General features: G+C 70.9%; 25 protein-coding genes and 2 pseudogenes. 9 read left to right on the forward strand and 18 right to left on the reverse strand.

Features of this window, described 5'->3' with window-relative positions; genetic code table 11:
* Together GFH49_RS04140 and GFH49_RS04145 are read right to left on the reverse strand one after the other, a co-directional pair.
* Positions 1 to 1,655 (reverse strand): alpha-1,4-glucan--maltose-1-phosphate maltosyltransferase (locus GFH49_RS04140; RefSeq protein ID WP_155054372.1); only part of this gene is annotated, 1,655 nt, incomplete at its 3' end.
* Between the two features lie 127 nt (positions 1,656 to 1,782).
* A complete protein-coding gene (locus tag GFH49_RS04145) occupies positions 1,783 to 2,082 on the reverse strand; it encodes a DUF5133 domain-containing protein (RefSeq protein ID WP_155054373.1) in 300 nt (99 codons plus the stop codon).
* Positions 2,083 to 2,350: 268 nt separating this feature from the next.
* On the opposite strand from GFH49_RS04145, the gene GFH49_RS04150 reads away from it, so the two are divergent.
* Together GFH49_RS04150 and glgX are read left to right on the forward strand one after the other, a co-directional pair.
* The gene (locus tag GFH49_RS04150) at positions 2,351 to 2,863 is read left to right on the forward strand and encodes a pep a2 (RefSeq protein ID WP_155054374.1); all 513 of its coding nucleotides are present in this window, start codon (positions 2,351 to 2,353) and stop codon (positions 2,861 to 2,863) included.
* Positions 2,860 to 5,004, forward strand: coding sequence for a glycogen debranching protein GlgX (gene glgX / locus GFH49_RS04155; protein WP_155054375.1), 2,145 nt, complete (start codon positions 2,860 to 2,862; stop codon positions 5,002 to 5,004). The genes GFH49_RS04150 and glgX overlap by 4 nt, the downstream gene beginning before the upstream one ends.
* A gap of 11 nt (positions 5,005 to 5,015) precedes the next feature.
* Here the strand turns inward: glgX and GFH49_RS04160 are convergent, their stop codons facing one another.
* Entirely contained in the window at positions 5,016 to 5,819 is an 804-nt protein-coding gene (locus GFH49_RS04160) for a VOC family protein (protein ID WP_155054376.1), read from the reverse strand.
* A gap of 140 nt (positions 5,820 to 5,959) precedes the next feature.
* Between GFH49_RS04160 and GFH49_RS04165 the strand changes: the two genes are divergently transcribed.
* Entirely contained in the window at positions 5,960 to 6,280 is a 321-nt protein-coding gene (locus GFH49_RS04165; RefSeq protein WP_155054377.1) for an ANTAR domain-containing protein, read from the forward strand.
* Positions 6,281 to 6,317: 37 nt separating this feature from the next.
* Here the strand turns inward: GFH49_RS04165 and GFH49_RS04170 are convergent, their stop codons facing one another.
* Positions 6,318 to 7,109, reverse strand: coding sequence for an RNA polymerase sigma factor SigF (locus GFH49_RS04170; RefSeq protein WP_155054378.1), 792 nt, complete (start codon positions 7,107 to 7,109; stop codon positions 6,318 to 6,320).
* Positions 7,110 to 7,307: 198 nt separating this feature from the next.
* Here GFH49_RS04170 and GFH49_RS39845 point away from each other — a divergent pair.
* The 3 genes and pseudogenes from GFH49_RS39845 to GFH49_RS04185 all read left to right on the forward strand — a co-directional run bounded on the left by GFH49_RS39845 (position 7,308) and on the right by GFH49_RS04185 (position 8,863).
* Positions 7,308 to 7,853 (forward strand): annotated as a pseudogene (locus tag GFH49_RS39845) (ATP-binding cassette domain-containing protein).
* Positions 7,813 to 8,002, forward strand: a pseudogene (locus GFH49_RS39850) (ABC transporter permease); the annotation flags it as partial. The pseudogenes GFH49_RS39845 and GFH49_RS39850, both read left to right, overlap by 41 nt.
* 339 nt (positions 8,003 to 8,341) lie before the next feature.
* Positions 8,342 to 8,863 (forward strand): hypothetical protein, encoded by a 522-nt coding sequence (locus GFH49_RS04185; RefSeq protein ID WP_155054391.1) that lies wholly within the window; start codon positions 8,342 to 8,344, stop codon positions 8,861 to 8,863.
* A gap of 3 nt (positions 8,864 to 8,866) precedes the next feature.
* On the opposite strand, the gene hemC is transcribed toward GFH49_RS04185, so the two are convergent.
* The 6 genes from hemC to GFH49_RS04210 form a co-directional block, all read right to left on the reverse strand.
* The gene (gene hemC / locus GFH49_RS04190; protein WP_155054379.1) at positions 8,867 to 9,802 is read right to left on the reverse strand and encodes a hydroxymethylbilane synthase; all 936 of its coding nucleotides are present in this window, start codon (positions 9,800 to 9,802) and stop codon (positions 8,867 to 8,869) included.
* 228 nt (positions 9,803 to 10,030) lie between these two features.
* Positions 10,031 to 10,549: a hypothetical protein gene (locus tag GFH49_RS04195; RefSeq protein WP_155054380.1), complete on the reverse strand. Its 519-nt coding sequence runs from the start codon at positions 10,547 to 10,549 to the stop codon at positions 10,031 to 10,033.
* A 39-nt stretch (positions 10,550 to 10,588) separates the two neighbouring features.
* Positions 10,589 to 10,822, reverse strand: a complete 234-nt coding sequence (locus GFH49_RS39855; protein WP_230396152.1) for a glycosyl hydrolase family 65 domain-containing protein — start codon at positions 10,820 to 10,822, stop codon at positions 10,589 to 10,591.
* Complete coding sequence (locus GFH49_RS04200; RefSeq protein ID WP_230396153.1) at positions 10,819 to 12,150, reverse strand: MGH1-like glycoside hydrolase domain-containing protein; 1,332 nt, start codon at positions 12,148 to 12,150, stop codon at positions 10,819 to 10,821. The genes GFH49_RS39855 and GFH49_RS04200 overlap by 4 nt, the downstream gene beginning before the upstream one ends.
* A gap of 80 nt (positions 12,151 to 12,230) precedes the next feature.
* Positions 12,231 to 13,007 (reverse strand): NPP1 family protein, encoded by a 777-nt coding sequence (locus GFH49_RS04205; RefSeq protein WP_155054381.1) that lies wholly within the window; start codon positions 13,005 to 13,007, stop codon positions 12,231 to 12,233.
* A gap of 145 nt (positions 13,008 to 13,152) precedes the next feature.
* Complete coding sequence (locus GFH49_RS04210; RefSeq protein ID WP_155054392.1) at positions 13,153 to 14,115, reverse strand: ATP-dependent DNA ligase; 963 nt, start codon at positions 14,113 to 14,115, stop codon at positions 13,153 to 13,155.
* Positions 14,116 to 14,533: 418 nt separating this feature from the next.
* On the opposite strand from GFH49_RS04210, the gene GFH49_RS04215 reads away from it, so the two are divergent.
* Both GFH49_RS04215 and GFH49_RS04220 read left to right on the forward strand, forming a co-directional pair.
* Positions 14,534 to 15,076: an MOSC domain-containing protein gene (locus tag GFH49_RS04215; RefSeq protein WP_196217847.1), complete on the forward strand. Its 543-nt coding sequence runs from the start codon at positions 14,534 to 14,536 to the stop codon at positions 15,074 to 15,076.
* A gap of 156 nt (positions 15,077 to 15,232) precedes the next feature.
* Complete coding sequence (locus GFH49_RS04220; protein WP_155054382.1) at positions 15,233 to 15,637, forward strand: RidA family protein; 405 nt, start codon at positions 15,233 to 15,235, stop codon at positions 15,635 to 15,637.
* A 29-nt stretch (positions 15,638 to 15,666) separates the two neighbouring features.
* Here the strand turns inward: GFH49_RS04220 and GFH49_RS04225 are convergent, their stop codons facing one another.
* The 8 genes from GFH49_RS04225 to GFH49_RS04260 form a co-directional block, all read right to left on the reverse strand.
* On the reverse strand, positions 15,667 to 16,779 hold the full coding sequence (locus GFH49_RS04225; RefSeq protein ID WP_230396154.1) for an alcohol dehydrogenase catalytic domain-containing protein: 1,113 nt from the start codon (positions 16,777 to 16,779) through the stop codon (positions 15,667 to 15,669).
* A 5-nt stretch (positions 16,780 to 16,784) separates the two neighbouring features.
* Positions 16,785 to 17,102: a 2Fe-2S iron-sulfur cluster-binding protein gene (locus GFH49_RS04230; RefSeq protein ID WP_155054383.1), complete on the reverse strand. Its 318-nt coding sequence runs from the start codon at positions 17,100 to 17,102 to the stop codon at positions 16,785 to 16,787.
* Positions 17,103 to 17,125: 23 nt separating this feature from the next.
* Positions 17,126 to 18,361 (reverse strand): NAD(P)/FAD-dependent oxidoreductase, encoded by a 1,236-nt coding sequence (locus GFH49_RS04235; RefSeq protein WP_155054384.1) that lies wholly within the window; start codon positions 18,359 to 18,361, stop codon positions 17,126 to 17,128.
* The gene (locus tag GFH49_RS04240; protein WP_155054385.1) at positions 18,358 to 18,915 is read right to left on the reverse strand and encodes a cupin domain-containing protein; all 558 of its coding nucleotides are present in this window, start codon (positions 18,913 to 18,915) and stop codon (positions 18,358 to 18,360) included. The genes GFH49_RS04235 and GFH49_RS04240 overlap by 4 nt, the downstream gene beginning before the upstream one ends.
* Entirely contained in the window at positions 18,908 to 19,579 is a 672-nt protein-coding gene (locus GFH49_RS04245) for a 4-carboxy-4-hydroxy-2-oxoadipate aldolase/oxaloacetate decarboxylase (protein WP_155054386.1), read from the reverse strand. Before GFH49_RS04245 ends, GFH49_RS04240 begins: the two co-directional genes overlap by 8 nt.
* A 2-nt stretch (positions 19,580 to 19,581) precedes the next feature.
* Complete coding sequence (locus tag GFH49_RS04250; RefSeq protein WP_155054387.1) at positions 19,582 to 20,493, reverse strand: ABC transporter substrate-binding protein; 912 nt, start codon at positions 20,491 to 20,493, stop codon at positions 19,582 to 19,584.
* Between the two features lie 61 nt (positions 20,494 to 20,554).
* Positions 20,555 to 21,574, reverse strand: coding sequence for an amidohydrolase family protein (locus tag GFH49_RS04255; protein ID WP_230396155.1), 1,020 nt, complete (start codon positions 21,572 to 21,574; stop codon positions 20,555 to 20,557).
* 24 nt (positions 21,575 to 21,598) lie between these two features.
* On the reverse strand, positions 21,599 to 22,783 hold the full coding sequence (locus GFH49_RS04260; protein WP_155054389.1) for a cytochrome P450: 1,185 nt from the start codon (positions 22,781 to 22,783) through the stop codon (positions 21,599 to 21,601).
* 310 nt (positions 22,784 to 23,093) lie between these two features.
* Between GFH49_RS04260 and GFH49_RS04265 the strand changes: the two genes are divergently transcribed.
* A complete protein-coding gene (locus tag GFH49_RS04265; RefSeq protein WP_155054390.1) occupies positions 23,094 to 24,671 on the forward strand; it encodes an FAD-binding oxidoreductase in 1,578 nt (525 codons plus the stop codon).
* Positions 24,672 to 24,862: the final 191 nt, after the last annotated feature.

Below are 24,862 nucleotides of genomic sequence, written 5' to 3' on the forward strand. Positions count from 1 at the left end.
CGGATGGTGTTGAGCCGGGTGATCAGCGGGGTGATGGTGGCCCCCGCGCGTTCGGCTGCTTCCCAGTCGCGGGGTTTGAGCTGGTACTTCTCCGAGTCCAGGTATTCCTCGCTGCCCTCCCGCAGCGGAACGTTCTCGCACAGCTCGTAGCCGCTGTACACGCCCCAGGCCGGCGACAGGGTGGCCGCAAGCACCGCCCGCACCTCGAACGCCGGCCGCCCGCCGTGCTGCAGATACGCGTGCAGGATGTCCGGCGTGTTGACGAAGAAATTCGGCCGCATGTAAGAGGCCGCCGCACCCGACAACTCGGTCAGATACTCCGTCAGCTCCTGCTTGCTGTTGCGCCAGGTGAAATACGTGTACGACTGCTGGAACCCGATCTGCGCCAGCGTGTGCATCATCGCCGGACGCGTGAACGCCTCCGCCAGGAAGACCACATCAGGATCGGTGCGCCCGATGTCGGCCAGCACCCGCTGCCAGAAGTTCACCGGCTTGGTATGCGGATTGTCCACCCGGAAGATCCGCACCCCGTGCGCCATCCACAGCCGCAGCACCCGCAGCGTCTCCGCCACCAGGCCGTCCATGTCCGCGTCGAACGCGACCGGATAGATGTCCTGGTACTTCTTCGGCGGATTCTCCGCATACGCGATCGACCCGTCCGGACGGTGACGGAACCACTCCGGATGCTTGTGCACCCACGGATGATCCGGCGAACACTGCAACGCGAAGTCCAGCGCCACCTCCATCCCCAGCGAACGCGCCCGCGCCACGAACCAGTCGAAGTCCTCAAACCCGCCCAGCTCGGGATGGATGGCGTCGTGCCCGCCCTCCGGCGACCCGATCGCCCACGGCACCCCGACATCCTCCGCGGACGGGTCGAGGCTGTTGTTGCGGCCCTTGCGGAAGGTGGTCCCGATCGGATGGACGGGCGGCAGGTACACCACGTCGAAGCCCATCCGGGCGATCGCCGGCAGCCGGCGCGCGGCCGTGCGGAACGTCCCGTGCGGCCGCTCGGGCGTGCCCTCCGAACGCGGGAAGAACTCATACCACGACCCGAACAGCGCCCGCTCCCGCTCCACCAGCAACGGCAACGCCTCCGACACGGTCACCGACTCCCGCAGCGGATACCGCCCCAGCACCGCGTCCACCTCCGGCGTCAGGGCCGCCGCCAGCCGTGCCGCGGCCGACAGCGAGTCGTCGAGCATCGTCCTGGCGGCCGTCAGCACGGTTGCGCGGCTCGCGCCGGCCGGCACACCTGCTGCCGCGCGGCGGTACAGTTCGGCGCCCTCCTCCAGGACCAGGCCGGTGTCGATCCCGGCCGGCACCTTGATGCGGGCGGTGTGGCACCAGGTGGCCACCGGGTCGCTCCAGGCCTCGACGTGATACGTCCAGCGGCCCATCGCGTCCGGTGTGACGCCGGCGCCCCAGCGGTCGGAGCCGGGCGTCAGCTCCCGCATGGGCGTCCAGGGGCCGAGGCGGCCCTCGGGGTCCGTCAGGACCACGTTCGCGGCGACCGCGTCATGGCCCTCGCGGAACACGGTGGCGGTGACCTGGAAGGTTTCCCCCGCGACCGCCTTGGCGGGGTGCCTGCCGCACTGCACGGCCGGACGGACGCCGAGGACGGGAATGCGGCCGATGGCCGGAGTCGGACTCATGGGATGACACCTCCGCCGTGCTCAGGGCCGGGCACGCCGCCCGGCCGGGGGTTTCAGACCTGCGCCGGAAGAGGGCCTGTCTGCCTCCCGGGTCTGTCTGTCTCCCGGGTCTACCTGTCTCCCGGGTCTACCTCCCCGCCGGGGAACGCCTCCGCCGCCACGGCGGGCTTCGCCGCCGGGCACCGCTCCGCCCGGGCCGTCCGGTCTGTTCCCGCAGGTAAGTCACCATGCTGGTGCGCAGATAGTGTTCGGCGGCGTCCGCGGCCTCCCGTGCGCACCGCTTGCCCATCAGGACGCAGAGGGTGTAGCCCGAGTCCTCGAAGGTGGCCCGCACCGTGCGGTCGGCGGGAGCCGCGAGCATCGCTCGTTCCCAGGCCCGGTACCGCTGCAGTTGCCGGGCCACCTCGGCTTTGGCGGGGAGCAGCATGGCGCGGTTTCACCTCCGGATCGCGGCGCCGACACAGGGACGGGGCCTTCACACATGGTGCACGCACGACGACTCAGCGTCTTGTTAGAACTTCAACCACCTCGGATGTGCCTCACCTGTCTCGGATGTGCGCTCGTGTTGCACGAATGGCGTAGCGCTCCCACTCTTGAGGTGACTCAGAAGCGATCAACGCTCACGCTTCGTACTCAGGGCTCGTCCTGTCGGGGCGAGAGGGAGCGAGAGCTTCGCCGGTGAGGAGCCAACGACGATGAAGACCGCAAGTGCCTGCTACTACCACCTAGATGTGGAAGTCAGCCCGGAACGCGTCGGACAGGTCAGGCGCATCCTGGCGGCTCACCTCAGGTTCTGGGACCTCGAAACCCTCGTGGAGCCGGTCTGCGGCGGCGCCGAGATGCTGCTGAAGGCCATCGACGAGCACGCGTCGGACAAGCACACGTCGATCGAGATGTGGTGGAACGGCCAGCACCTCATCACCGCGGTCGGGGACCACGACCGCGAGCTGCGCCCCGACCAGGATCTGCGCGCCTGCCTGGAGCGGCTCGCCGCCACCAGCGACGGCTGGGGCTGCTGCGCCACCGACACCGGCAGCAAGGTCATCTGGTTCTCCCAGCGCGCCCGCGCCGGCGAGCGCATCCCGCTGGTGCCGACCGCCCCCGCGCCCAGCCTGCGGGAGGTCCTCCAAGTGCCCCGCGAGGTGCCCGCCGCCGCCCTCGCCGGCTCCGTGCGCACGGCGGACGGCGTCCTGGAGGATGCCCGGTGACCGCGAAACAGAAGCGGAAGGCAGGGGTGCCCGCGTGGAGCGGACACCCCTACCCGCTGGGTGCCGCCTTCGACGGGAAGGGCACCAACTTCGCGCTCTTCAGCGAGGTCGCCGAACGCGTGGAGCTGATCCTGGTCGACGACGACGGCACCCACCGCAGGGTTCCGCTAATCGAGGTCGACGGCTTCGTCTGGCACGCGTACCTCCCCGGCGTGGGCCCCGGCCAGCGCTACGGCTACCGGGTGCACGGCCCCTGGGCGCCCGCCGCGGGCCACCGGTGCAATCCGAAGAAGCTCCTCCTCGACCCGTACACCAGAGCCGTGGACGGACAGGTCGACAACCACGCCTCCCTCTTCGAGCACGCGCCCAACGGACCCGCCCCCGCCGACAGCGCCGGACACACCATGCTCGGCGTGGTGACCGACCCGGCCTTCGACTGGGGCGACGACAGCCCGCCCCGGCGGCCGTACGCCGACACCGTGATCTACGAGGCCCACGTCCGGGGCCTCACCCGCACCCACCCCGAGGTGCCCCCCGACCTGCGCGGCACCTACGCCGGGCTGGCGCACCCCGCGATCGTCGAGCACCTCACCTCGCTCGGCGTGACCGCCGTGGAGCTGATGCCGGTGCACCAGTTCGTCCAGGACGGCGTGCTCGGCGACCGGGGCCTGTCGAACTACTGGGGCTACAACACCATCGGCTTCTTCGCGCCGCACAACGCCTACGCCGCCCACGGCACCCGCGGCGAGCAGGTGACCGAGTTCAAGGCGATGGTGAAGGCGCTGCACGCGGCCGGGCTCGAAGTGATCCTGGACGTCGTCTACAACCACACCGCCGAGGGCAACGAGAACGGCCCGACGCTCTCCTTCCGCGGCATCGACAACGCCTCGTACTACCGCCTGGTGGACGGCGACTGGACCCACTACTACGACACCACCGGCACCGGCAACAGCCTGCTGATGCGGCACCCCTACGTACTTCAGCTGATCATGGACTCGCTGCGGTACTGGGTCACGGAGATGCATGTCGACGGCTTCCGCTTCGACCTCGCGGCCACACTGGCCCGGCAGTTCCACGAGGTGGACCGGCTCTCGGCGTTCTTCGACCTGATCCAGCAGGACCCGGTGATCAGCCGCGTCAAACTCATCGCCGAGCCCTGGGACGTGGGGGAGGGCGGCTACCAGGTCGGCAACTTCCCGCCGCTGTGGTCGGAGTGGAACGGCAAGTACCGCGACGCCGTACGGGACTTCTGGCGGGCCGGGGAGCACACCCTGGGCGAGTTCGCCTCCCGGCTGACCGGCTCGTCCGACCTGTACCAGCACAGCAGACGCCGGCCGCGCGCCAGCGTCAACTTCGTGACCGCGCATGACGGGTTCACGCTGCGCGACCTCGTGTCGTACGACGACAAGCACAACGAGGCCAACGGCGAGGGCAACCGGGACGGCGAGAGCACGAACCGGTCCTGGAACTGCGGCGTCGAGGGCGAGACCCGCGCCCCGGCCGTGCGGGAACTGCGCGCCCGCCAGCAGCGCAACTTCCTGGCCACGCTGCTGCTGTCCCAGGGCATCCCGATGCTCTGCCACGGCGACGAACTGGGCCGCACCCAGCGCGGCAACAACAACGCCTACTGCCAGGACAACGAAGTCTCCTGGATCGACTGGCGGTTGACCGACGAGCAGCAGGACCTGCTGGGCTTCACCCGGTATGTCATCGCTCTGCGCGCCGGCCACCCCGTCCTGCGCCGCCGCCGGTTCTTCCGCGGCGAGACCGTCACCCACGCCGGCCAGCCGCTGCCCGACCTGGTGTGGCTGCTGCCGGACGCGCACGGGATGACGGACGCGGACTGGCGGCGCTCCGACGCGCACTCCGTCGGTGTGTTCCTCAACGGCGACGCCATCGCCGAACCCGACCCGTGCGGCCGGCCCGTGGTGGACGACTCGTTCCTGCTGCTGCTCAACAGCTACTGGGAGCCGGTCGACTTCCAGCTGCCGGACGTCACCTACGGCGAGCGCTGGACGACGCTGATCGACACCGCCGAGCCGGGCGTCCCCGACGAGTCGGAGCACAAGGCGGGCACCGGGATGACGGTCGAGGCGCGCAGCCTGGTCCTGCTGTCGCGGCCCTCCCGCTCGGCCGGCTGAGGATCAGCGAGTCAGCGGGCCCGCCGCGAGGTCACCGTGAACTGAGCGCCGTCGGCGTCCCGCAGCACGGCGTCCTCGGCGCTCTCCGACAGCACGCTGCCGCCGTTCAGCTCCGCGGACCGGGCGCAGGCCGCGACGTCCGAGACCGCGAAGTGGACCTGCCAGTGCGGCCGGATCGTCGGGTCCGGGGCCGATCCCAGCGCCCCCGACTCGATGCGGGCCACGACGTCGCCACCGCTGCGCAGGACGACCTCGCCGCCCTCGTAGTGGACCTCACAGCAGCCCGGGCGGTCCGAGGCCCAGTCGAGGATCTCGCCGTAGAAGATGGCGGCGTCGAAGGCGTCGCGGGTGTGCAGCCGGATGAAGGTCGGTGCCGAACGGCGCCAGGTCTCCCAGTTGCCGACCAGCTCGCCCTCCCAGATCCCGAACGTGGCGCCGTCCCGGTCGGCCAGCAGCGCGGCGCGTCCGGGCGGGAAGGAGATCGGGCCCACCGCCACCGTGCCGCCGCGCTCCTGCGCGCGTGCCACGGCGTCGTCCGCGCTGGGCACGGCGAAGTAGGGCGTCCAGGCCACGGCCATCTGCCGCATCGCGGCGATTTCGGAGATCCCGGCGACCGGTGTGCCGCCCGCCAGGGCCACGCGGAAGCGGTCGCCGAGCTTGCCCGTGCGCCACCGCCAGCCCAGCACCGCCGCGTAGAACGATTCGGTGGCCTCAAGATCGCGGCTGGTCAGGCTCACCCAACAGGGTGCACCGAACACGGAATGGGTGGAGACGACGTCCGTCGCACCACGGGAGAGTGTCGTGTCTTTGTTCATCGCAGTCGCGTCCTGGTCTCGTCGACCGGCAGCCCACCGGTGGTCGTACCAGTGTCCAACCGGAACTGCTCGGGGCGCCTGCCGAGTACCCAGGCGTAGAGTCAGAAACGGCAGATCGGCGCAACCGACCGGAGGTGCCCATGCCCACCGACGGGGGCTCGGAGCGGATCTTCGAGCTGCAGGAAGAGGTCGATCAACTCAAGGAAGCGGTCGTCTCGCATGCTGTCGTGGACCAGGCGATCGGCATGATCGTCGCGCTCGGCCGGGTGACTCCGGACGAGGGGTGGAAGGTACTCAAGGACGTTTCCCAGCACACGAACATCAAACTGCGCAATGTCGCGGAACTCATTCTGATCTGGGGCCGCAGCGGCGGCATACCGCCGGAGATCAGAGTGGAGCTGGAAGAAGCCATGGACCGTTACGGCCCCACGGAGATTCCCGGCTCACCGCCGGAGCGGTGAGCCGGGACGGCGCCCGCGCCCGCGCCCGCGGCCACGGTCAGCGGGCCTCGACGAGAAGTTCCTCGTGCAGCCGGGCGCAGCAGCCGCTGAGCAGCCGGGAGACATGCATCTGCGAGATCCCGAGCTGCTGGGCGATGTGGCTCTGCGTCATGCCGCCGAAGAACCGCAGATAGAGGATAGTGCGCTCACGCTCAGGCAGCGCCCTCAGGACGGGCCCCGCGGCCACCCGGTCGACGACGACGTCGTACGACGGGTCCGGCTCGCCGAGCCCGTCCGCCAGCGCGTACCCGTCCGTGCCGGGCATCTCGGCGTCCAGCGACAGCGCGGTGAAGCACTCCAGGGCCTCCATGCCGGTGCGTACCTCGTCCTCGCTGAGCTGTGCGTGCTCGGCGATCTCGGCGACGGTCGGCGCGCGCCCCGGAGTCGTCTGGGCCAGCTCCTTCGCCGAGCGCCGGACCCGGTTGCGCAGGTCCTGTACGCGGCGCGGTACGTGCAGCGTCCACATGTGGTCCCGGAAGTGCCGCTTGATCTCCCCGGTCACGGTCGGCACGGCATACGCCTCGAAGGCGCGGCCACGCGTCGGGTCGTAGTGGTCGACGGCCTTCACCAGGCCCAGGGCGGCCACCTGGTAGAGGTCCTCAAGGGACTCCCCGCGCCCCTTGAAGCGGACGGCGATCCGTTCCGCCATGGGCAGCCAGGACTCGACCAACTCGTCCCTCAGCGCCCTGCGCGCCGGCCCCTCGGGCAGCCGCGACAGCCGTACGAACGCGGCCGCGGTGTCGGGGGCGTCGTCATGCGGATGCTGCTTCGTTCTACCGGCGCTACGCATCGTGCGCACCTCCCTCAGCAGGTGTGCTGGATGGACAGTCACCATGGGAGGCGCGGGCTCGGACCAGAACGGAGGGCACCGGGAACCCATTCCGGCTCCCACGGACGTGCCTCCGGTCCGAAGCACTGACAGGTAGATTCCCTGCTTCAGGCGAATCAAAACAATCCGGTATATATCGGCCGCCGACTGCGCCGGGAGATGGCTGCACCCCGGCTGCGCGAGTGGCGCACCCGCCGAGCCGCGACCTCGTACGACGGCAGGTGGCCCGGCTCGACGAGGCGGAGCGTGCGGCGCTCCCGGCCTTGCGCACCCTTGCCGTTCATCTCCACGAGGAGGTTCGGCGACACGAACGCTGTGGACGGGCTCGAACTGGCCGTCGTGGAGGGCGAGTGCTTCGGGCTGCTCGGCTGCCCCAGCGGCACCGGGAAGACCGCGGCGATCCGCTGCACGACCCACCCTCCTGCCGGTCCCCGCCGGAACGGTCCGCGTCTTCGACGTGCCACCGGCATGACCGTGCTGGTCACCACCCGGTACATGGACGAGCCGACCAGTACTGCGACCGGGTCGGTCTGACGCACCACGGCCGTGTCCGCGCCCTCGGCACCCCCGCCGATGTGCGTCAGGGGTTCGCCGCCCGCCCCGGCGGACGTCTTCCGGGACATCGCCGGCAGTGGCCTCGACGAAGGGCCAGGAGGTTTCCGCGATGTCCGAAGCACCGGCCGCACCGCACGCCGTATCGGCTGACCCCGCCTCGGGCTCCTGCTGAAGGCCCCGCAGCCCGCGCGGGCCGGCGCCTGCTGCGCGCCCGTGTCGGGGCGATGCGCGCCGTCGGACTGCGGAAGCTGCGCCACGACCGCACCGAGCCGTACACCCGTGCGGTCCAGCCCGTCCTCTCATCTGGGAACGCGACGGGGTCGACGCCCTGTGCGGCCCCCACCTCGACACCGACGCACACCTGGGCACCGACTTCGCGGTGCTGGTCGTGGCCGCCGCTCTGGGCATCGCGGCGGCCCCCGCGCTCCTCGGCCGGCTGGCCCGCCGATCAAGCCCGCGGACGTGATGTGCGGCACGCCCGCGAGGGCGGCCTCGGGTCCCGGGGGCGGATTCTTCCTGCGCAGCGCTTGATCAGTGATCTAGGGGGCGAAATAGCTGGCCACAGCCCATTCTGCTCATTTGACAGTGCGCTGAGCGCACAGATAGGAAGCAGCTCTCTGAGGTCGAAGAGGTGCACTGTGTACGAGCCGAACGTGGTCGGGGACTGGCAGGAGTACGACGAGCATGCCGGTCTGCGTGTCCGCGTCCACCAGCTCCGGGCGGCCGAACCGCCGCGCGGACGCGACGACGCCGCCGAGGGGCTGACGTACTTCGCCGTCCGGGTGACCGTCGAGAACCGCGGCGAGCGGCACTTCGGGATCCACCTGGAGGACGGGCAGATCGACGTGCGGGTCGGCCCCGACGGCGAGAGCGCGTTCATCGACTGGCGTAACTCGCAGTTCATCGAGGGCTTCGACGTCTACCCGCTGCGCCGCGCCACCGCCGTGCTGTTCGCGGCGGGCCCCGAGGCCGCCCTGAGCCAGGTGGACGTCCAGATCCAGCTGCGGGTCGACGAGGAGTGGACCGGCCGCAGGCTGTGGGCGGGCGGCGTCGGCCTCGACGAGGGACAGGCCGGTGCGCACACCGCTGCCGGCCGGGAGAGCCTGGCGCACCAGATCAGCAACTTCCTGCGGGAGCAGGCGGAAGAAGGAACCGCCTGAGCGTCAGTGCGGGATGCCGTCGATGATCTCGCGGGCACCCTGACGCAGCAGCGCCACGGCGACCGAGGTGCCGAGGGTGGCGGGGTCGAGCGGTCCGGCCCATTCGTGGGCGTTCAGCCGGGTCTTGCCGTCGGGCGTGAAGACACAGGCCCGCAGGGACAGTTCGCCGCTGCGGTCGACCTGCGCGTAGCCGGCGATCGGGCTGTTGCAGTGCCCTTGCAGGACATGCAGGAACATGCGCTCCGCGGTGGTCTCCCGATGCGTGTCCGGGTGGCCGAGGTCGCTGACCGCGTCGATGAGTTCGGTGTCGCCCTCCCGGCACTGCAGGGCGAGGACGCCGGCGCCGATCGGCGGCATCATGACCTCGGGGGAGAGGATCTCGCTGATCACCTCGCGGCGGTCGATGCGCTCCAGCCCGGAGACCGCCAGCAGCAGCGCGTCCGCGTCACCGGCCGCCAGTTTCGCCAGCCGCCGGTTGGCGTTGCCGCGGAACGGCACACACTCCAGATGCGGGTGGGTGGCGGCCAGTTGGGCGACCCGGCGCACCGAGGAGGTGCCGATCCTGGTGCCGGGCGGAAGCTGGTCCAGCGTGAGCCCGCCCGGATGGATCAGGGCGTCACGGATGTCGTCCCGCTTCAGGAACGCCGCGAACACCGTGCCCGCCGGGAGCGGCCGGTCGGCGGGCACGTCCTTCACACAGTGCACCGCCAGATCGGCCTCGCCCGCCAGCAGCGCGGCATCCACCTCCTTGGTGAACGCCCCTTTGCCCTCGACCTTCGACAGGTCCCCGAGCCATTTGTCGCCGGTCGTCTTCACCGGTACGACCTCGGTGCGGACACCGGGATGCGCGGCGGTCAACTCGGCGCGGACACGCTCCACCTGGGCGAGCGCCATCGGCGAGTCGCGGGAGACGATACGAATGAGATCGGGCACGGACATGGGGCCACGATAGACCGTTCGCGCGGTGCGCAGGTCGCCGACCGCTCAACCGTCCGTCAGCCGGCGATGAGGCCCAGGCCGCGATGGGCGGGGGCCAGGAAGGGACAGTCCATGTGGAGGTACCCGCTCCCCTCCCCGGTGGAGATCTCGGGCGGCGCGGTGTAGCGGCGGCGCGTTCGTAGGCCACGCGCGGCGTATCCGCGGGTTCGGCGGGCCTGGCGCACGCAGTCACCGCAGGTCGGCCTTGACCGTGTCCACGCTCCAGGCGGCGAGACGGTCCGCGACCGTGCCCGCGCCGTCGAGGACATGCCTCGCGAAGGCGTCCCGCTCGTGCGCCAGGACGGCCGCCTCCCACACGCAGGGCGCGAGTCCGGCCCGGCCGGGGCGCAGCCGCTCGGGCTGACCGACCGGGCCGGCGAACACGGCCAGGTCCGCCATGTATCCCTCGATCCACGTGTGGACCAGCACGTAGTCCCCGTCGCCGCCCGCGTGCACGATCAGTACGGCGAGTCCGAGTGATCCCCGCGACCGGCCCAGCGCCAGGTGGTCCCCGGCGATCCGCAGCGCGGCTTCGGCGTCCCGCTCGGTCACCGTACGGCCGGGCGCCTCGATGGCGTAGGGCTTCACCAGGTGACCGGCGATCTCCCGGGTGCCCAACGGACGCGTGGCGCGCGCGTGATGGCCCTCCGCCAGCGCGAGCAGGTCCTTCGTGTCGACCGCCGACGGGAGCTCTGCGTGAAGATCCATCCGTCCATCATCGGGTGCGGCGGCGTGAATCGTCCACCATCAGGACAGGGGATCGCCGAGAGCGAGCTGGACCGTGTGATGCCCGGTCTGCTCGGCGCCCACCACGGGTTCGCCGTCGCGTCCGTCGACCGTGCAGGACCGGACCCGGCTGCCGGACCCGGTCAGGGCGATGTCGAGTGTCATGCGCCGGTAGCGCAGTCCGCGCAGGCGCACCGGACCCCACCCCTCCGGCAGACAGGGGCGCAGCCGGAGCGCGTCCTCGGTGAAGTTCACCCGAACAGGCCCTCGTGCAGCAACCGCAGATACGCCGTCGCCGACCAGGTCTGGCCGGGCTGCGACACGAAGTGCCCGATACGTCCGCTCCCGCCGGCCTGCCAGCCGCCGTCGACGGCCCTGCGCACCGAGTCGTACAGCTCGTGGAAGCCCGTGCCGGCGAAGAGGCCGGCGAGCAGGTCGACGGCGCGTGCGAACTGGTCGGTGCGGCCCGCGCCGGCGGCGGCGTGTCCGTACAGGCCGTGCACCATCGGCCAGACCATGACGTTGTGCCGCCCGGGTCTGGTGTCGTCGAAGCGCGGGAAGCGCGGCCAGACGTTGACGATGCCGTGCGGCTGCCAGTGGGTGGTGTCCAGGACCTGGCGGGCCTGCTCGCCGTCCGCGACGCCGAGGGCGAGGGCCAGTGCGAGCCCGGCACCCTCCTGCGACGTGTCCGTCTGCCCGGTGCCGTGCAGGAGGTAGGCGTACGTACCGGCTTCGGGGCGCCACAGCTGCCGGTCGACGGCCCGGCGCAGCTCCGCGGCGTCCGCACGCGAGGACGCGGCCCGCTCCGGTTCTCCGAGTACGCCGGCCATGGCGGCCAGGGCCGACCGGGCGCCGTAGGAGAGGCAGTTGGTCGACAGGCACATCAGCCGGTCGGTGCCCGGATGGTCGAGGACGAACGAGGAGCGGACGCGGTCCGACGCGGGCGGGCCGGGGTAGCCGGAGATTCCGTCGTTCATGAAGCCGGGGCCCCGGAACAGGCCGTGGGAGGTGTCGAAGTCACGCGCCCGGCGTGCGGCGAGGGTGTTGACGGACGTCTCGTACGCCTGGGCCAGGAAGGCGCGGTCGCCGGTGACCAGGTAGTGGTGCCAGGCGGCCGGGGCCCACACGATCTGGTCCCACCACTGGTTGTCCTGCTGGACGATCAGCCCGTCCGGACCGCGCTCGACGACCGACCACAGGGTGTTGCGGCCGACATCCGGCGCCAGCAGGCTCACCGCGTGCCACGCGTTGACGGCCGCGTCCCGGGTCCACCGCTGCGGCGCGGGATACCCGCCCCCGGCCCGTACGACGGTGCCGGGCGGGTAGGCGAGCAGTCCGGCCCTGTCGTACACCGACGGGTCGGCGGGGACGGTGTGCGCGCCGGCGAGGTCTGCCAGCGCCTGCTGGTAGAGGCCGCCGAGCCGCCGCTGGACGGCCGGGTCTTCGAAGACGAGGGAGGGCATTATGTACCCGTTCCCCTCGGCCGCGGCCCGCGCACGCAGGGGGACGGCGCCGGAACCGGCCGTTCCCAGCGCGGCCAGGAAACGCCGCCGTGAGATCCGCTGCTGCTCGTCGACCGCCATGTGCAGTCCTCCCGGACTCCCGGAGCCGGGGTGGCTCCGGGAGCACTGGAGAACGAGCGGGCCGGCGATCGGTGCCGGGATCAGGCGTTGGGGTCGAACGGGATTCCGGACGGCTTGGCCGAGGCCAGGTGAGAGTTGAAGTTGCCGTCCTTCAGGCCGAAGTTGGCGCTGCCCCAGTCGGCGGCGACGAGCTTGTCGCGGACGCCCGAGGGGTAGCCGTTCCAGCCGACCAGCGGCGGGTACTGCCAGGTGCCCTCGTGGTTCTCCGGCGGCTCGTCGCCGGAGCCCGCCAGGCGGAAGCAGTGCGTACTGACGCCGTCCTTGTGGTACACGACCTTCGCGTGCGTTCCGTCGAAGCGGACCGACGAGGCCGGGCTGACGGTGAACGAGCCGTGGTTCGAGGTCGACACGTACTGCACCGCGTTGTTCTGCACCCACACCACGACGTGTTCCCAGTCGTGCCGGTGCCCGCCGATGCTGCTGCCCGCGACGGCCTGGTCCTTCTCGAAGTACAGGCCGTACATGTAGGCGCACCAGCCGTTGTTGCACTTGTAGCGCGAGTACCCGTTGGTGTTGTTCAGGTCCGAGGCGTCCCGGCAGTCGCCGTTGAGGGCGCCGGTCGGGTTGAGGCCGCCGTTCAGGGTGCCGTCCGCGCTGATGGCCGGGGTGGGGTAGCAGCCGTCCGTGTCGTAGTCGAACGCGGGCTGGTACGTCTGCTCGGCGGACTCCGCGTTGGCGGGGAGCGCGGTGGGCGGAGCTGCGAAGGCGGTGGTGGGGATGGCGACGACGAGAGCGATGGCACCGCCCAGGCCGGTGAGCCATCTCCGGCGGTGTATGGCGGATTTGTTCGACGACACTGCGTCCTCCTCTTGGTTCGGGCGCAGCCCAACGGCTGTGGGGGAAAGGGGAGTTCAGCATCTCGGACTCCTTCCGTCCGGCCAAGAGGTCGCAGGCGTCCCAGTGGTGAAGCGCAGCCCAACAATCGGAAGAGCTGACGCCGTGTCACACAGGTTCGTCGGGTAGGTCCGCCGCCGACTCCTCCGGTGTGAGATCCGGCCTGAGCCGGAGCCAGGACGGCTGGCGCAGCATCCCCGCCCTCGTGCGGGTGCTGTAGCGGACCTCACCGACCAGCCGGGGCCGGACCCAGCGCGCGCCGGCCACCTGCGGAACGGGGTCGAAGGGGCACACGTCCGATGCGGCGGCCCGCAGCAGTCCGGCGAGCTGCTCCCGCTCGGGCTCGCTCCAGCCGGTGCCCACATGGCCGACGTAACGCAGCCGGCCCGCGGCCCGCTGGCCGACCAGGACGGCGCCGGGCAGGCCCGCGGTCAGAAGCCGGCCCTTGCCGGGCACCCAGCCGCCGACGACCACGTCCGCACTGCGCGTATTGCGGATCTTGATCCAGAACCGGGAGCGCACCCCGGGCTCGTACACCGAGTCCAGGCGCTTGCAGACCAGCCCCTCCAGGCCGTGCTCGCGCGTGGCCCGCAGGGCCTGCTCGCCATGGCCGACGAGCGCGGCGGGTGTCGACCAGAACGGCCCCTGAAGTCCCAGGGCCTCCAGCTCCCCGCGCCGCCGGGCATAGGAAAGGGGGAGCAGTGAGCGGCGTCCCAGATGCATGACGTCGAACAGCACCAGATGGACCGGGTGCTGAGTCGCCAGGCGGGCCGCGCGAGCGGGCGCGTGGGCCAGGCCCATCCGGGACTGGAGCAGCTGGAAACTGGCCCGGCCGTGCTCGTCCAGCGCCAGGATCTCCCCGTCCAGCACCGCCGGCGTGACGCCGAGCGCCCCGCCCAGCGGCTGCAGTTCCGGGTAGGCGCCGGTGATCTCCTCCCCGGACCGCGCACGCAGCACCGTGCCGCCGTCCCCGGCGAGATAGACCACCACGCGCTGCCCGTCCTGCTTGGTCTCGTACGCCCAGCGCGCGTCCTGCGCGGCGGGCGGCAGCGTGCCCGGCGTCGCGAGCATGGGCGGGATCAGCGGCAGCGTCGTCACGGCTCAGTTGTCGACTCACCCGCCCGCCGTCACTCGCCCCGCCCGCGGGTTTCCCCTGAACGGCGCTGCCCCCAGACTGCTCCCGGCCGTCACCAGGCCGGCGAGGCCCACCCGGCGAAAGACCTCGGCCCGGCCCCGGCCGCCCACCGCGGAGACCACCGCGCTGCCACCGACATGGACCCGTAACGGCCGTCGCCCCCGGGTTCGGCACAGCGCTGCTCGCCCCCTGCCCGTACCGCTGCGTCCGGGCGTCGCTGCGATGGGCGGCGGCCGTCCCCCGCGGTACCCGGAGGATGCGCGGCGCACGTCCGGAAGGCACCTGGATGCCGTCGTGAGGGGCCGGGGCTAGGCTCGTGGCTGATCACGGTTACCGACGAGGGGGTTCCGAGGTATGAGCGGAAGAGTGACGGCGGTCAGCAGCAACGGGGAGTACTCGTTCACCAAGCCGAACCGGGACAGCGTCAGATTGCTCGCCGGGCTGGGCGTGGAGGGGGACGTGCACGCCGGGGTGACGGTCAAGCACCGTTCACGCGTCGCGCAGGATCCCACCCAGCCGAACCTGCGCCAGGTCCACCTCATTCATGAGGAGCTCTTCGCCGAGGTCGGCGAGGAAGGGTTCAGGGTGGCCCCCGGCGAACTCGGCGAGAACATCACCACGCGCGGCATCGATCTGCTCGGTCTGCCGGTCGGCACATTGCTGCGCATCGGCGACTCCGCGGTCCTGGAAGTCACCGGCCTGCGCAATCCCTGCCTGCAGATCGACACCTTCCTGGACGGGCTGCTGAAGCGGGTCGTCGGCCGCGACGAGGCGGGGAACATCGTGCGCAAAGCCGGAATCATGAGCATCGTGAAGGAAGGCGGCGTGGTACGCCCCGGCGACACGATCGACATGGAACTGCCCGGCGGCCCGCACCGACCCCTGGACCGGGTCTGACCAGCCGGCAGTACGAACTCGTCCTCACCGACCGGCCGCGGGCCACGCCGGCCGACGCGGATGCGTGGCATGGGATGCTCCCTGAATCACCGGTGGCATGGCACTTCTCGGCCGTGACCGAGCGACGAGTGCTGCTGGTCATTTAGCATCCGGCGCATGACAGAGCGACACGCGATCCTCAGCGGCTCGACCTTTGAGGAGCAGATCGGCTATGCCCGTGCTGTGGTCGACGGCGACTGGGTGCATGTGTCCGGGACGACCGGGTTCGACTACGCCACCATGACGATCTCCGACGACGTGGTGGAGCAGGCCGAGCAGTGCCTGCGCAACATCGGGGCCGCACTGGCCGAGGCGGAGTGCACCTTCGCCGATGTGGTGCGCGTGCGCTACCTCCTGCCCGACCGCGAAGACTTCGAACCCTGCTGGCCGGTCCTGCGCCGCTGCTTCGGCGACGTTCGGCCGGCCGCCACGATGCTCATGTGCGGTCTCGCCGACCCGCGGATGAAGATCGAGATAGAGGTGTACGCACGGCGGCGCGTCCCGCCTCAAGCGGCGCCATGAGCAATCACCGAAGGGCGCTCCGCCAACTGTCAGATCTCCACCAGGTAGCTCGTGAACCCTCCCTCACCACTCGACACACCGGAGATCGCGTCGTTGATGTCGTCGAGTGGCCAGGACTTGGGCTGGAGGACGGAGACGTCGAGCGCTCCGCTGCCGATCATCCCGGCCAGTTCGATGCCCTCGGCGGCGGTGAACCAGACGGAGCCGATGAGTTCCATCTGCTCGTCCATCCACCACTTCACGTCGACGCCCAGCTCGCCGGCCGTACCGCCGATGTTGACGATCCGGCCGCCGCGGCCGACCCCGCGCATCGCGTCCCTGAGCGCGTCGAGGGAGGCGACGGCGCCGAGGGTGTCGATCATGAAGTCCGCGCCCCGGCCCGCGGTGCGCGACTTCACCCATGTCTCCGTGCCGCCGTCGCGGTTGGAGAAGATCTCGACGCGATCCGGGGCGAGTTCCTTCAGCCGCTCCAGCAGCGGCACACCGCGGGCGACGGCGAAGACGCGGGAGACACCGAGCGCCAGGGCGACGAGGGTGACGCCGACGCCGAGGGTGCCGGTCGCCCCGTTGACGATCAGCGACGTGCCGGCGAGGGGGCCGAGCTTCTTGACGGCCGCGTAAGACGTGCCGAGATAGCCGAGCCGGGTGGCCTGCCGGAACTCCACATTGCCGGGGATCTTCACCAAGGCGCTCTGCGGCGCGAGCATGTACTCGCAGAAGCCGCCGTAGGGGTAACGGGCGAACATGTCGAGGCTGTTGGGGTTGTAGCCGAAGTAGCCGCCCAGGGTCCAGTAGCCGCACTTCTGCGGCGCACCGGACCCGCAGGCGTGGCAGGCACCGCATGAGCGGCCCGGGTTCACGTAGACGCGCTCTCCCGTCCTGACGCCCACGACCTGCTCGCCGACCTCGTGCACCACGCCCACGGGGTCGAGCCCGAAGACCGCCGGGAGCGGGGGCAGCGGCATCTGGGGGTACCACGTCCGCCAGTTGGCGAGCACGTTGGCCAGGTTCGGCACCATGCCGCAGGCCTTGACGGCCACCACGACGTCCGTGCCGGTCGCGGTCGGCCGTTCCACGTTCTCGATCTGCATCTTCTCGCCCACGGCGTGCAGCCGCGCGGCGCGCATCAGTTCGGTCATCATCTCTCTCAGTACTCGGGCGCGATCGTCACGCGCATACCGTCCAGGGCCGGGCCGAAGACGAGTTGGCAGGACAGACGGGAGTTCTCCGTCAGGTCGTCACAGGCGTCGAGGAGTTCCTCCTCGTCCTGCGACATGGGGGAGAGTTCGGCGCCGGGTGGCAGGCTGTCGACGTAGACGTGGCAGGTCGCGCAGGAGAGTGAGCCGCCGCAGATGGCCTCCAGTTCGTCGACCCCCGCGTTGCGTATGTTCTGCATGAGGGACAAGCCCGTGCGCGCCTCGACCGGGTGTGCATCGCCGTCCCGGGTCCTGACTGTGATGTGCATGTTCTGGCTCCTCCGGGGCGGGATCAGGCTGACTCGGCCATGTCCTTGAGGGGTGTTCGCGCGTCGGCCAGCAGCGCGGGGTCGACACGGGTACCGGCCTCCACGAGGCGGCGGCCCTGCAGGTAGTCACGGGCCGTGTTGACGCAGTCCAGGGCGGCGACCGCGCCGTCCTTGAGGTAGACGAGGGAGAAGCTCCGGCTGCCGGGATCGCCGCGCAGGACGGTCCGGTCGTGGCCGTGGCTCAGGCCGACGGTCTGCAGCCGCAGGTCGTACTGGTTGGACCAGAACAGCGGGACCAGGCGCAGGGGTTCGGGCCGGCCGCTGATCGCCTTCGCCGCGGTGTCCGCCTGCTCGGTGGCGTTGTGCCGGGACTCGATACGGATGCCGGGGCCGCTCCGCGCCACCGCGCAGTCGCCGGCGGCGTAGACGTCCGCGAGGGTCGTGCGGCACAGGTCGTCGACGAGGACGCCCGCTCCACCGGGTGCCGCCTGCGCTCCCGCCGCCAGGAGCGGTTCGACCACGGGCTCGATGCCGATGCCCACGATCACCTGCTCGGCCGCCACCACGGTGCCCTCCGCCAGGCGCACCCCGCTCACCGCGCCGTCCCGGCCCACGATCTCGGCGACTGAGGTGCCGAGGCGCAACTCCACGCCGTGGGCGCGGTGTTCGGCCTCGTAGAAACGGGACAGGGGCTCCGCGGCGACGCGGGCGAGGACGCGGTCCAGCGCCTCGATCACCACGACCTGCTTGCCGAGCCCGCTCAGCACGGCCGCGGCCTCCAGACCGACGTAACCGCCGCCGATGACCACGATGCGACGGCTGTGCGGCAGGGCCGCGATGAGCCGGTCGCAGTCGGCCTTGTCGCGGATCGCGTGAATGCCGTCCAGGCCGTGTCCGGGGCAGTGAAGCGTGCGCGGAGTGCCGCCGGCGCACCAGACGAGGGCGCCGTAGCCGATCGTCGTGGCGTCGGCGCAGGTGACGGTGTGCGCCTCGGCCTCGACGGCCGTCACACGCCGGCCGGGGGAGAGCGTGACGTCGTGCTCGGGCCAGAACTCCGCCGGGCGCAGCAGGAGTCGGGCGAACTCCTTCTTGCCGGCCAAGTACTCCTTCGACAGGGCGGGACGCTCGTACGGAGCCACCGGCTCGTCGCCGAGCAGGCAGACGCTCCCCTCGAACCCCGACTGCCTCAGGGAGATCGCCGCCTGTGCCCCCGCGTGCCCCGCGCCGACGATGAGGCAGTCGTAGTGCCCGTGTGTCATCGTGGCGCACCGCCGACCAGGACGAAGCACATCGTCGCGCGCCGCTTGCCCTTGTTCCGCCACGCGTGCCGGGTGCCGCACTGGACGACGATGTCGCCCTGGCGCAGGTGAGTGGTGGCCCCGTCGTCCAGTTCGAGCCAGATCTCGCCGTCGAGGACGATGTCGTAGTCGACCGTGTCGGTGCGGTGCATGCCGGGGGCGTCCGGTTCGAACAGCTCGGCCAGGCCGGGGATGAACTCGCGCTGCTCGGCGTCCGCGGCGGCCGGGTCGAAATTCGGGCTCGCCATGACGGAGTCGGGCGGGAAGGTGACGATCATCAGGCGGGTCTCGCCCGGCGCGGGCGGTACGCGCAGCCGGGGCGGGGCCGTCTCGCCCTCGTCCTGCGGCAGGCTCGGCGGCGCCGCGGTGGCGTAGACGACCGAGGTCGTCATGCCGGGGATCGAGGTGTAGCGGTGGGCGTTGGGGACGGGTCCGTCGGACGCGAAGACCGACTTGCCGTCCCTGACCGCGGTGACCACACGCCGGGGGACCCGGGCCTCGGCGGGCTCACTCATAGGTCAGCCCCTTCTGCGTCAGGCGGGCGCGCATGGAGTTGACGTCGAGGCTGAGCCGGCCGGCCGCGTAGAGCTTCCGCTTCTCCTCCTCCATGGCGGCCCGGCGGCGGGCTCTGTCCAGCACCTCGGCGGCGGACTCCCGCGGCACCACGCAGACGCCGTCGTCGTCCGCGACGATCACGTCTCCCGGTGTGATCAGGGCGCCGCCGCAGACCAGGGGGACCTGGACGTCGGCGAGGGTCTCCTTGACCGTCCCCCGGGCGCTGACCGTCTTGCTCCAGACGGGGAATCCCATGGCGCGCAGCCCCGCGATGTCGCGCACCCCGGCGTCGATCACGAGGCCTCGGACGCCTCTCGCCTGCGCCGACGTGGCGAGCAGATCGCCGAAGTAGCCGTCGTCGCAGGGCGAGGTCGGGCTGACGACGAGGATGTCGCCCGGCTGGGCCTGTTCCATGGCCGCGTGGATCATCCAGTTGTCCCCGGGGGGAACCTCACAGGTCAGCGCGGGGCCCGCGATGACCGGCCCCGACTGGCGTGGCCGCAGGCGGTGGTCGAGGAGCCCGGTGCGCTGCTGCGCCTCATGTGTGGTCGCCACCCCGAGTTCCGCGAAGCCGGTACAGGTCGCCGCGTCGGCGCGGACGACCGTCGTCACGATCCGTGCCATGGTCAGTCGCCCCGGACGAAGCCGGTGTCGAGCACGCCGGCCGCGTCGGCGACCCGCTCCGGATCGAGCAGCCCGGCCCGGACCATGAGGTCCGCCGTGGCCGCCCAGGCCGCGGGTGTGACGGCGAGTCCCTTCGGCCACATGCCCATGTCCCGCGTGTAGGGCAGGCCCCGTGCGGCGAGGTCCGGGGCGTCGGGCGTGGTGATGCGCTGGTAGACCGGCAGCGTGATGTCGTCCCGCGTGGGGTCGTTGACGATGTCGTGCGCCTCGGCCAGTGCGGCGATCAGCCGTTCGACGGTGTCGCGGTTCTGTGCCGTCCAGTCGTTCCTGCCGATGACGGCCGCGAAGACGACTTCGGGGATCGCGTCGTTCACCTCGCCGATCAGGCGGTACCCCTCGCGCTCGGCGAGGAAGTTCCACGGCGCGGGCTGGGGCGCGCAGTCGATCTCGTCCTTCTGGAGCGCCGCCCACCGGGTCGTGTGCACACCGGCGAGGACGAACCCGTAGTCATCGGGATACGACAGTCCCTCCCGCTGCAGCATGATCTGCGTGTAGAGCGCCGTGCCCTCGGTGAGGGAGGAGGTGCCGATCCGCTTGCCGCGCAGCTCGGCGACGGAACCGACCTCCGGGCGGGCGACCAGCGACATGGGCAGCCGCAGCGAGTTGGCGGCTACGATGCGCAGCGCGCCGCCGGCGACGTAGTCGGCGACCGCGCCCTCGGGCGGGGTGATCGCCAGGTCGGCGGCGCCGTCGCGCACGGCCGACGTGGCCTTGTCGACCGAGCCGAGGCGCAGGTACTCGATCTCCAGCCCGTGCTTGCGGAACAGGCCCAGCTCGTCGGCGACGAACACCGGGAGCCAGTTGAAGCCCTGGGCGCCGCCGGCGAAACGTACGGGTGTCGGGTCGGAAGTCATAGGGGGAACTCCAGTTCTGGATGCCGGGTGCGTGCGGGATCAGCGCTTGCGGGGTGAGAGGTCAGCGCCCTTGTGCGGTGAGCAGCGCGTCGAGCCGCGGGTAGACGCGACGGGCGTTGCCCTCCAGGACCGCGTGCCGGGTCCTGTCGTCGAGGCCGAGGGCGTCGACGTAGCGCTTGGTGTCGTCGAAGGGATGGCCGGTCTCCGGGTCCACCGCCTTGACGGCGCCCAGGAGTTCCGACCCGAAGAGGAGGTTCTCCGGGTCGACGACCCGGAACAGGGTGTCGATGCCGGCCTGGTGGTACACGCAGGTGTCGAAGTACAGGTTATGCATGAGGTGTTCGGACAGCGGCGGCTTGCCGAGCGTGATCGACAGGCCCCGGTAGCGGCCCCAGTGGTAGGGCGCGGCGCCGCCGCCGTGCGGGATGATCAGGCGCAGGTCCGGGTGCCGTTCGAAGAGGTCGCCCTCCAGCAGCTGCATGAAGACGACGGTGTCCGCGGCGATGTAGTGGGCTCCGGTCGTGTGCAGGGCGGGGGAGCAGGAACCCGACACATGGATCATGCCGGGTACGTCCAGGCGGGTCATCGCCGCCCACAGCGGATCCCACCAGGGGTCGTGGAGCGGCGGCGCCGACCAACGCCCGCCCGAGGGATCGGGATTGACGTTGCACCCGACGAAACCGGCCGCCACACAGCGCTCCAGCTCGGCGACGACGGGAGCGAGGTCGCCGTCGACCGTCTGGGGCAGTTGGCACACGGCGGCGAAGTTCAGCGGGAACAGCTCGCAGACGCGCCGGACCGTGTCGTTCGACAGCCGGGCCCACTGCGTAGCGATGTCCTGGCCAGGGACGTGGTGACCCATGCCGGAGGCGCGAGGTGACAGCAGGGTGAGGTCGCAGCCCCGCTCCCGCTGGAGTCGCAGCTGGTTGTCGGTAATGATCGCGAACAGGGCGTCGTCGCCGACCCCCGCGTAGCCCGGCCGGTGCTGTGACCGCCCCTCGGCGAAGTCCACCTGGGCCGTGCGGAAGGCACGGAACTCGGGCGGTTCGGTGGTGAAGTGGCCGTGGCAGTCGATGGTCAGGCTGGTCGTCCGTCCCATGCGGAGTCACGCGTCCCAGGTCGCCGGCAGGTCCGTGACGCCTCGGAAGCGCCACCCCTTGGCCGCCACCCCGCGGCTGTCGTCGAGCCGCAGATTCGGCAGCCGGAGGAAGACCTCCTCCAGCGCGATCGTGCCCATCGCCCGCGACAGGGCGTGGCCCGAGCAGAAGTGGGGCCGGAAGCCGAAGGAGAGATGCGGCCGCTTCTTGCGGAACATGTCGAACCGGTCCGGGTCCTCGAAGCGGCCCGCGTCCCGGTTGGCCGACGCCATCACGATCGCCACGGATGACCCGGCCGCGATGGCCGTACCGGCCACGACGACGTCCTCGGCGGCGACGCGCGGGGTGACGCCGATGGGGGCGATCCAGCGCAGGCCCTCGTCGAAGGCGCGGAGCGCGTGTTCCGCGGGGGCGTCCGCGACGACCCGTGCCTGTTCGGGGTTGAGCAGCAGTCCCGAGCAGGCGTTCGCGGCGGCGTGGCCGGGTTCCTGCAGGCCGCCCAGGATGATCACCTTCATGGTGGGCAGGACCTCGTCGAAGCCGCGCACCGCGCCGTCCGGCATTCCGCCGTGCACCACATGGCTCATCAGGGTGTGATCGGGCTCCGCGACCACCCGCTCGTACAGCGACCGGAGTTGTGTGTCGATCTCGGCCAGCGCCCGGTCGAGCCGGTCCCACACGGCCTGGTCGTCACCGACGTTCTGCAGGCCGGCGCTCATCGCGTGGAACCACTCGACCAGCGTCTCGTTCGCGGTGTCCGTCAGGCCGATGACGTCGCCGATGCAGCGCACCGAGACCGGCTCGAAGAGGTCGGCGGTGAGGTTCGCCGACCCGCGCGGCGCCAGCTGAGCGAGACAGCGCTCGACGACCGGGCGGGTCAGGGCCTTGACGTAGCCCCGGACCCGTTCCAGCGTGAGGTTCTCGTCGATGCCCAGGCGGAGCAGACGATGGTCCTCGCCGGTCATGGACAGCACGTTCGGCATACCCATGACCCGGGCCTCCGGCCGGTCCGGGCTGCCGGACGGGCCGAACACGCGGTCGTTCGCTCCCACCGCGCGGCAGTCCTCGAAGCGGGTGACGAGGTATTCGCGGGTGCCCTCGAAGAAGGCGACGGGGGCTTCCTCGCGCAAGCGGGCGTACACGGGATACGGGTCTTCGTACAGGTTCTCGCCATTGAGTTCCAGTGCAGACATCAAGACTTCCTGAATATTCGGATTCCAGGCCGACTTCGGATACCAGTGAGTATTTGAGCGGGCTCGGCGGCATGTCAATACGTCGGACGCAGGCAATCGCCGCGACTCTGAGGAGCGGAGATCCTTGGCGATGAGAGGTTTCAACATCCCTTGCTCGATCCGTTGACAGGCGCCATCTCAAGTCATACGGTCCGGAATCTGAAGACCATCTGGTATCTCAAATGTCATGGCGGACGGCACGCCGACACCCGCAGCACGGGATTCCGATCTTCGCCCAGACGGCTCAGTCACCAGCTGAAATGAGACGACGATGACCGACGCGACCCTGCAGCTGCCCACCCTCCCGGACGAGTTGGTGGGTGAGCTGGCGGCGGTCGTCGGCGACGACTCCCTGCACATCGAGCGAACCAAGGTCGACGAGTTCAAGGACGCCTACTGGATCCCCGGCGACGAGACATACGCCGCGGCGGCGGTGGTGCAACCCACCTCCACGGAGCAGGTGCGGGAGATCGTCCGTCTGGCGGGCCGGTACCGGATCCCCGTGTGGCCGCACAGCCAGGGCCGCAACCTCGGACACGGGGGAGCCTCACCACGGGTGCGCGGCTCGATCCAGATCGGGTTCCAGAAGATGAACCGCATCCTGGAGATCAACGAGGAGCTGGCGTACGCGGTGGTCGAACCGGGCGTGACCTGGTTCGACCTGTACCACGCCGTACGGGCGGGCGGTCATCGGCTGCTCACCCCCTGCCCCGACCTGGGCTGGGGCTCGATCATCGGCAACTCGATGGACGCCGGCCACACCTACCAGCACTACGGCGCGGACTACATGCTCCCCACCGGGCTGGAGGTCGTCCTCCCGGACGGCGACCTCCTGCGCACCGGAGCCGGAGCGCTTCCGGACGGCAGGGCGTGGCATGTCTACAAGCGGAGCCTGGGACCGTCGCTGGACCGGTTGTTCGTGCAGTCGAACCTCGGGATCGTCACCAGGATGGGCGTCTGGCTCAAGCGCCTGCCCGAGGCGTACGCCCCGGTCATGCTCTCGGTCGGGGAGGACGAGGACCTGGAGGCCGCGGTGGACACGATCCGGGAACTGCGGCTCGCGGGGCACCTGGAGGGCGCTCCGGCACTGTTCTCCACGCTGCGCGCCTCCCACATGCTGCGGGACCTCCCTGTGCCCGCCTCCCACCAGCTCACCGGCGCCGAGGTCCGCGAGATCGGCGAGCGCACCGCGGTCGGTGCCTGGGCCGCCCGCGCGGCATTGTGGGGCGACCGGGAGATCGTGCGGGCCAGGCTGAAACGCATCAAGGAGGCGTGGGCGAAGATCCCGAGCGGCTGGGTCGAGGCCCGCAGGGTGTACGCGCCGGAGGAGTACGACGAGATCGCCCTTTCCGCCGACCAGATCATGATCGGCATACCGACCCTCAAGGCGATCGAGTCCACCCCGGACCACATCGCCCACATCGACGTCGCACCCGTCGTCCCCCTCCACGGCCCCCAGGTGCGGAGCATGGTCGAGGCGGCCCGTTCGCTGGTGCTCGACGCGGGGGCGAACTTCGGCGCCACGATCGTCGTCACCGGAGAGCGCTCGTGCGTGGTGATCATCGGCATCCGGTACGACCGGACCGACCCGGCACCGGCGCGCGGTGCGTTCGACCTGGCGCGGCGCCTGGTCGCCGCGGCCGGCACGCTCGGCTACGGCGAGTCCCGCCCCCACCTGGAATGCATGGACCTCGCCGCCGACCAGTACTCCTTCAACGGCCACGCCTATCACCGGTTCGTGGAGAAGATCAAGGACGCGGTCGACCCGGACGGCATCCTCGCGCCCGGCCGCCACGGCATCTGGCCGGCCTCGTACCGGGGCCCCCGCGACCGGGCCGACCGGAGCTGAGCAGGTGGTGCTGAGCCGGCCGGACTCTTCGGAGCAACCAGACGGCGGGTGGCCGGGTATGGACACGCTGCGCCGCTTCGCCGTCCCCGGCGGCTGGACCGCCGCCCCGGTCGCCCCTTCCAGCCCCACCAGGGCTGACGCAAGGTCGAATTTCTCAGCAAAGTCGCAGGTCGGTGGGTACGCCGAAGAGG

Origin of the sequence: Streptomyces blattellae (genome assembly GCF_009709555.1) — a bacterium.
GTDB classification, from domain to species: Bacteria; Actinomycetota; Actinomycetes; order Streptomycetales; family Streptomycetaceae; genus Streptomyces; species Streptomyces blattellae.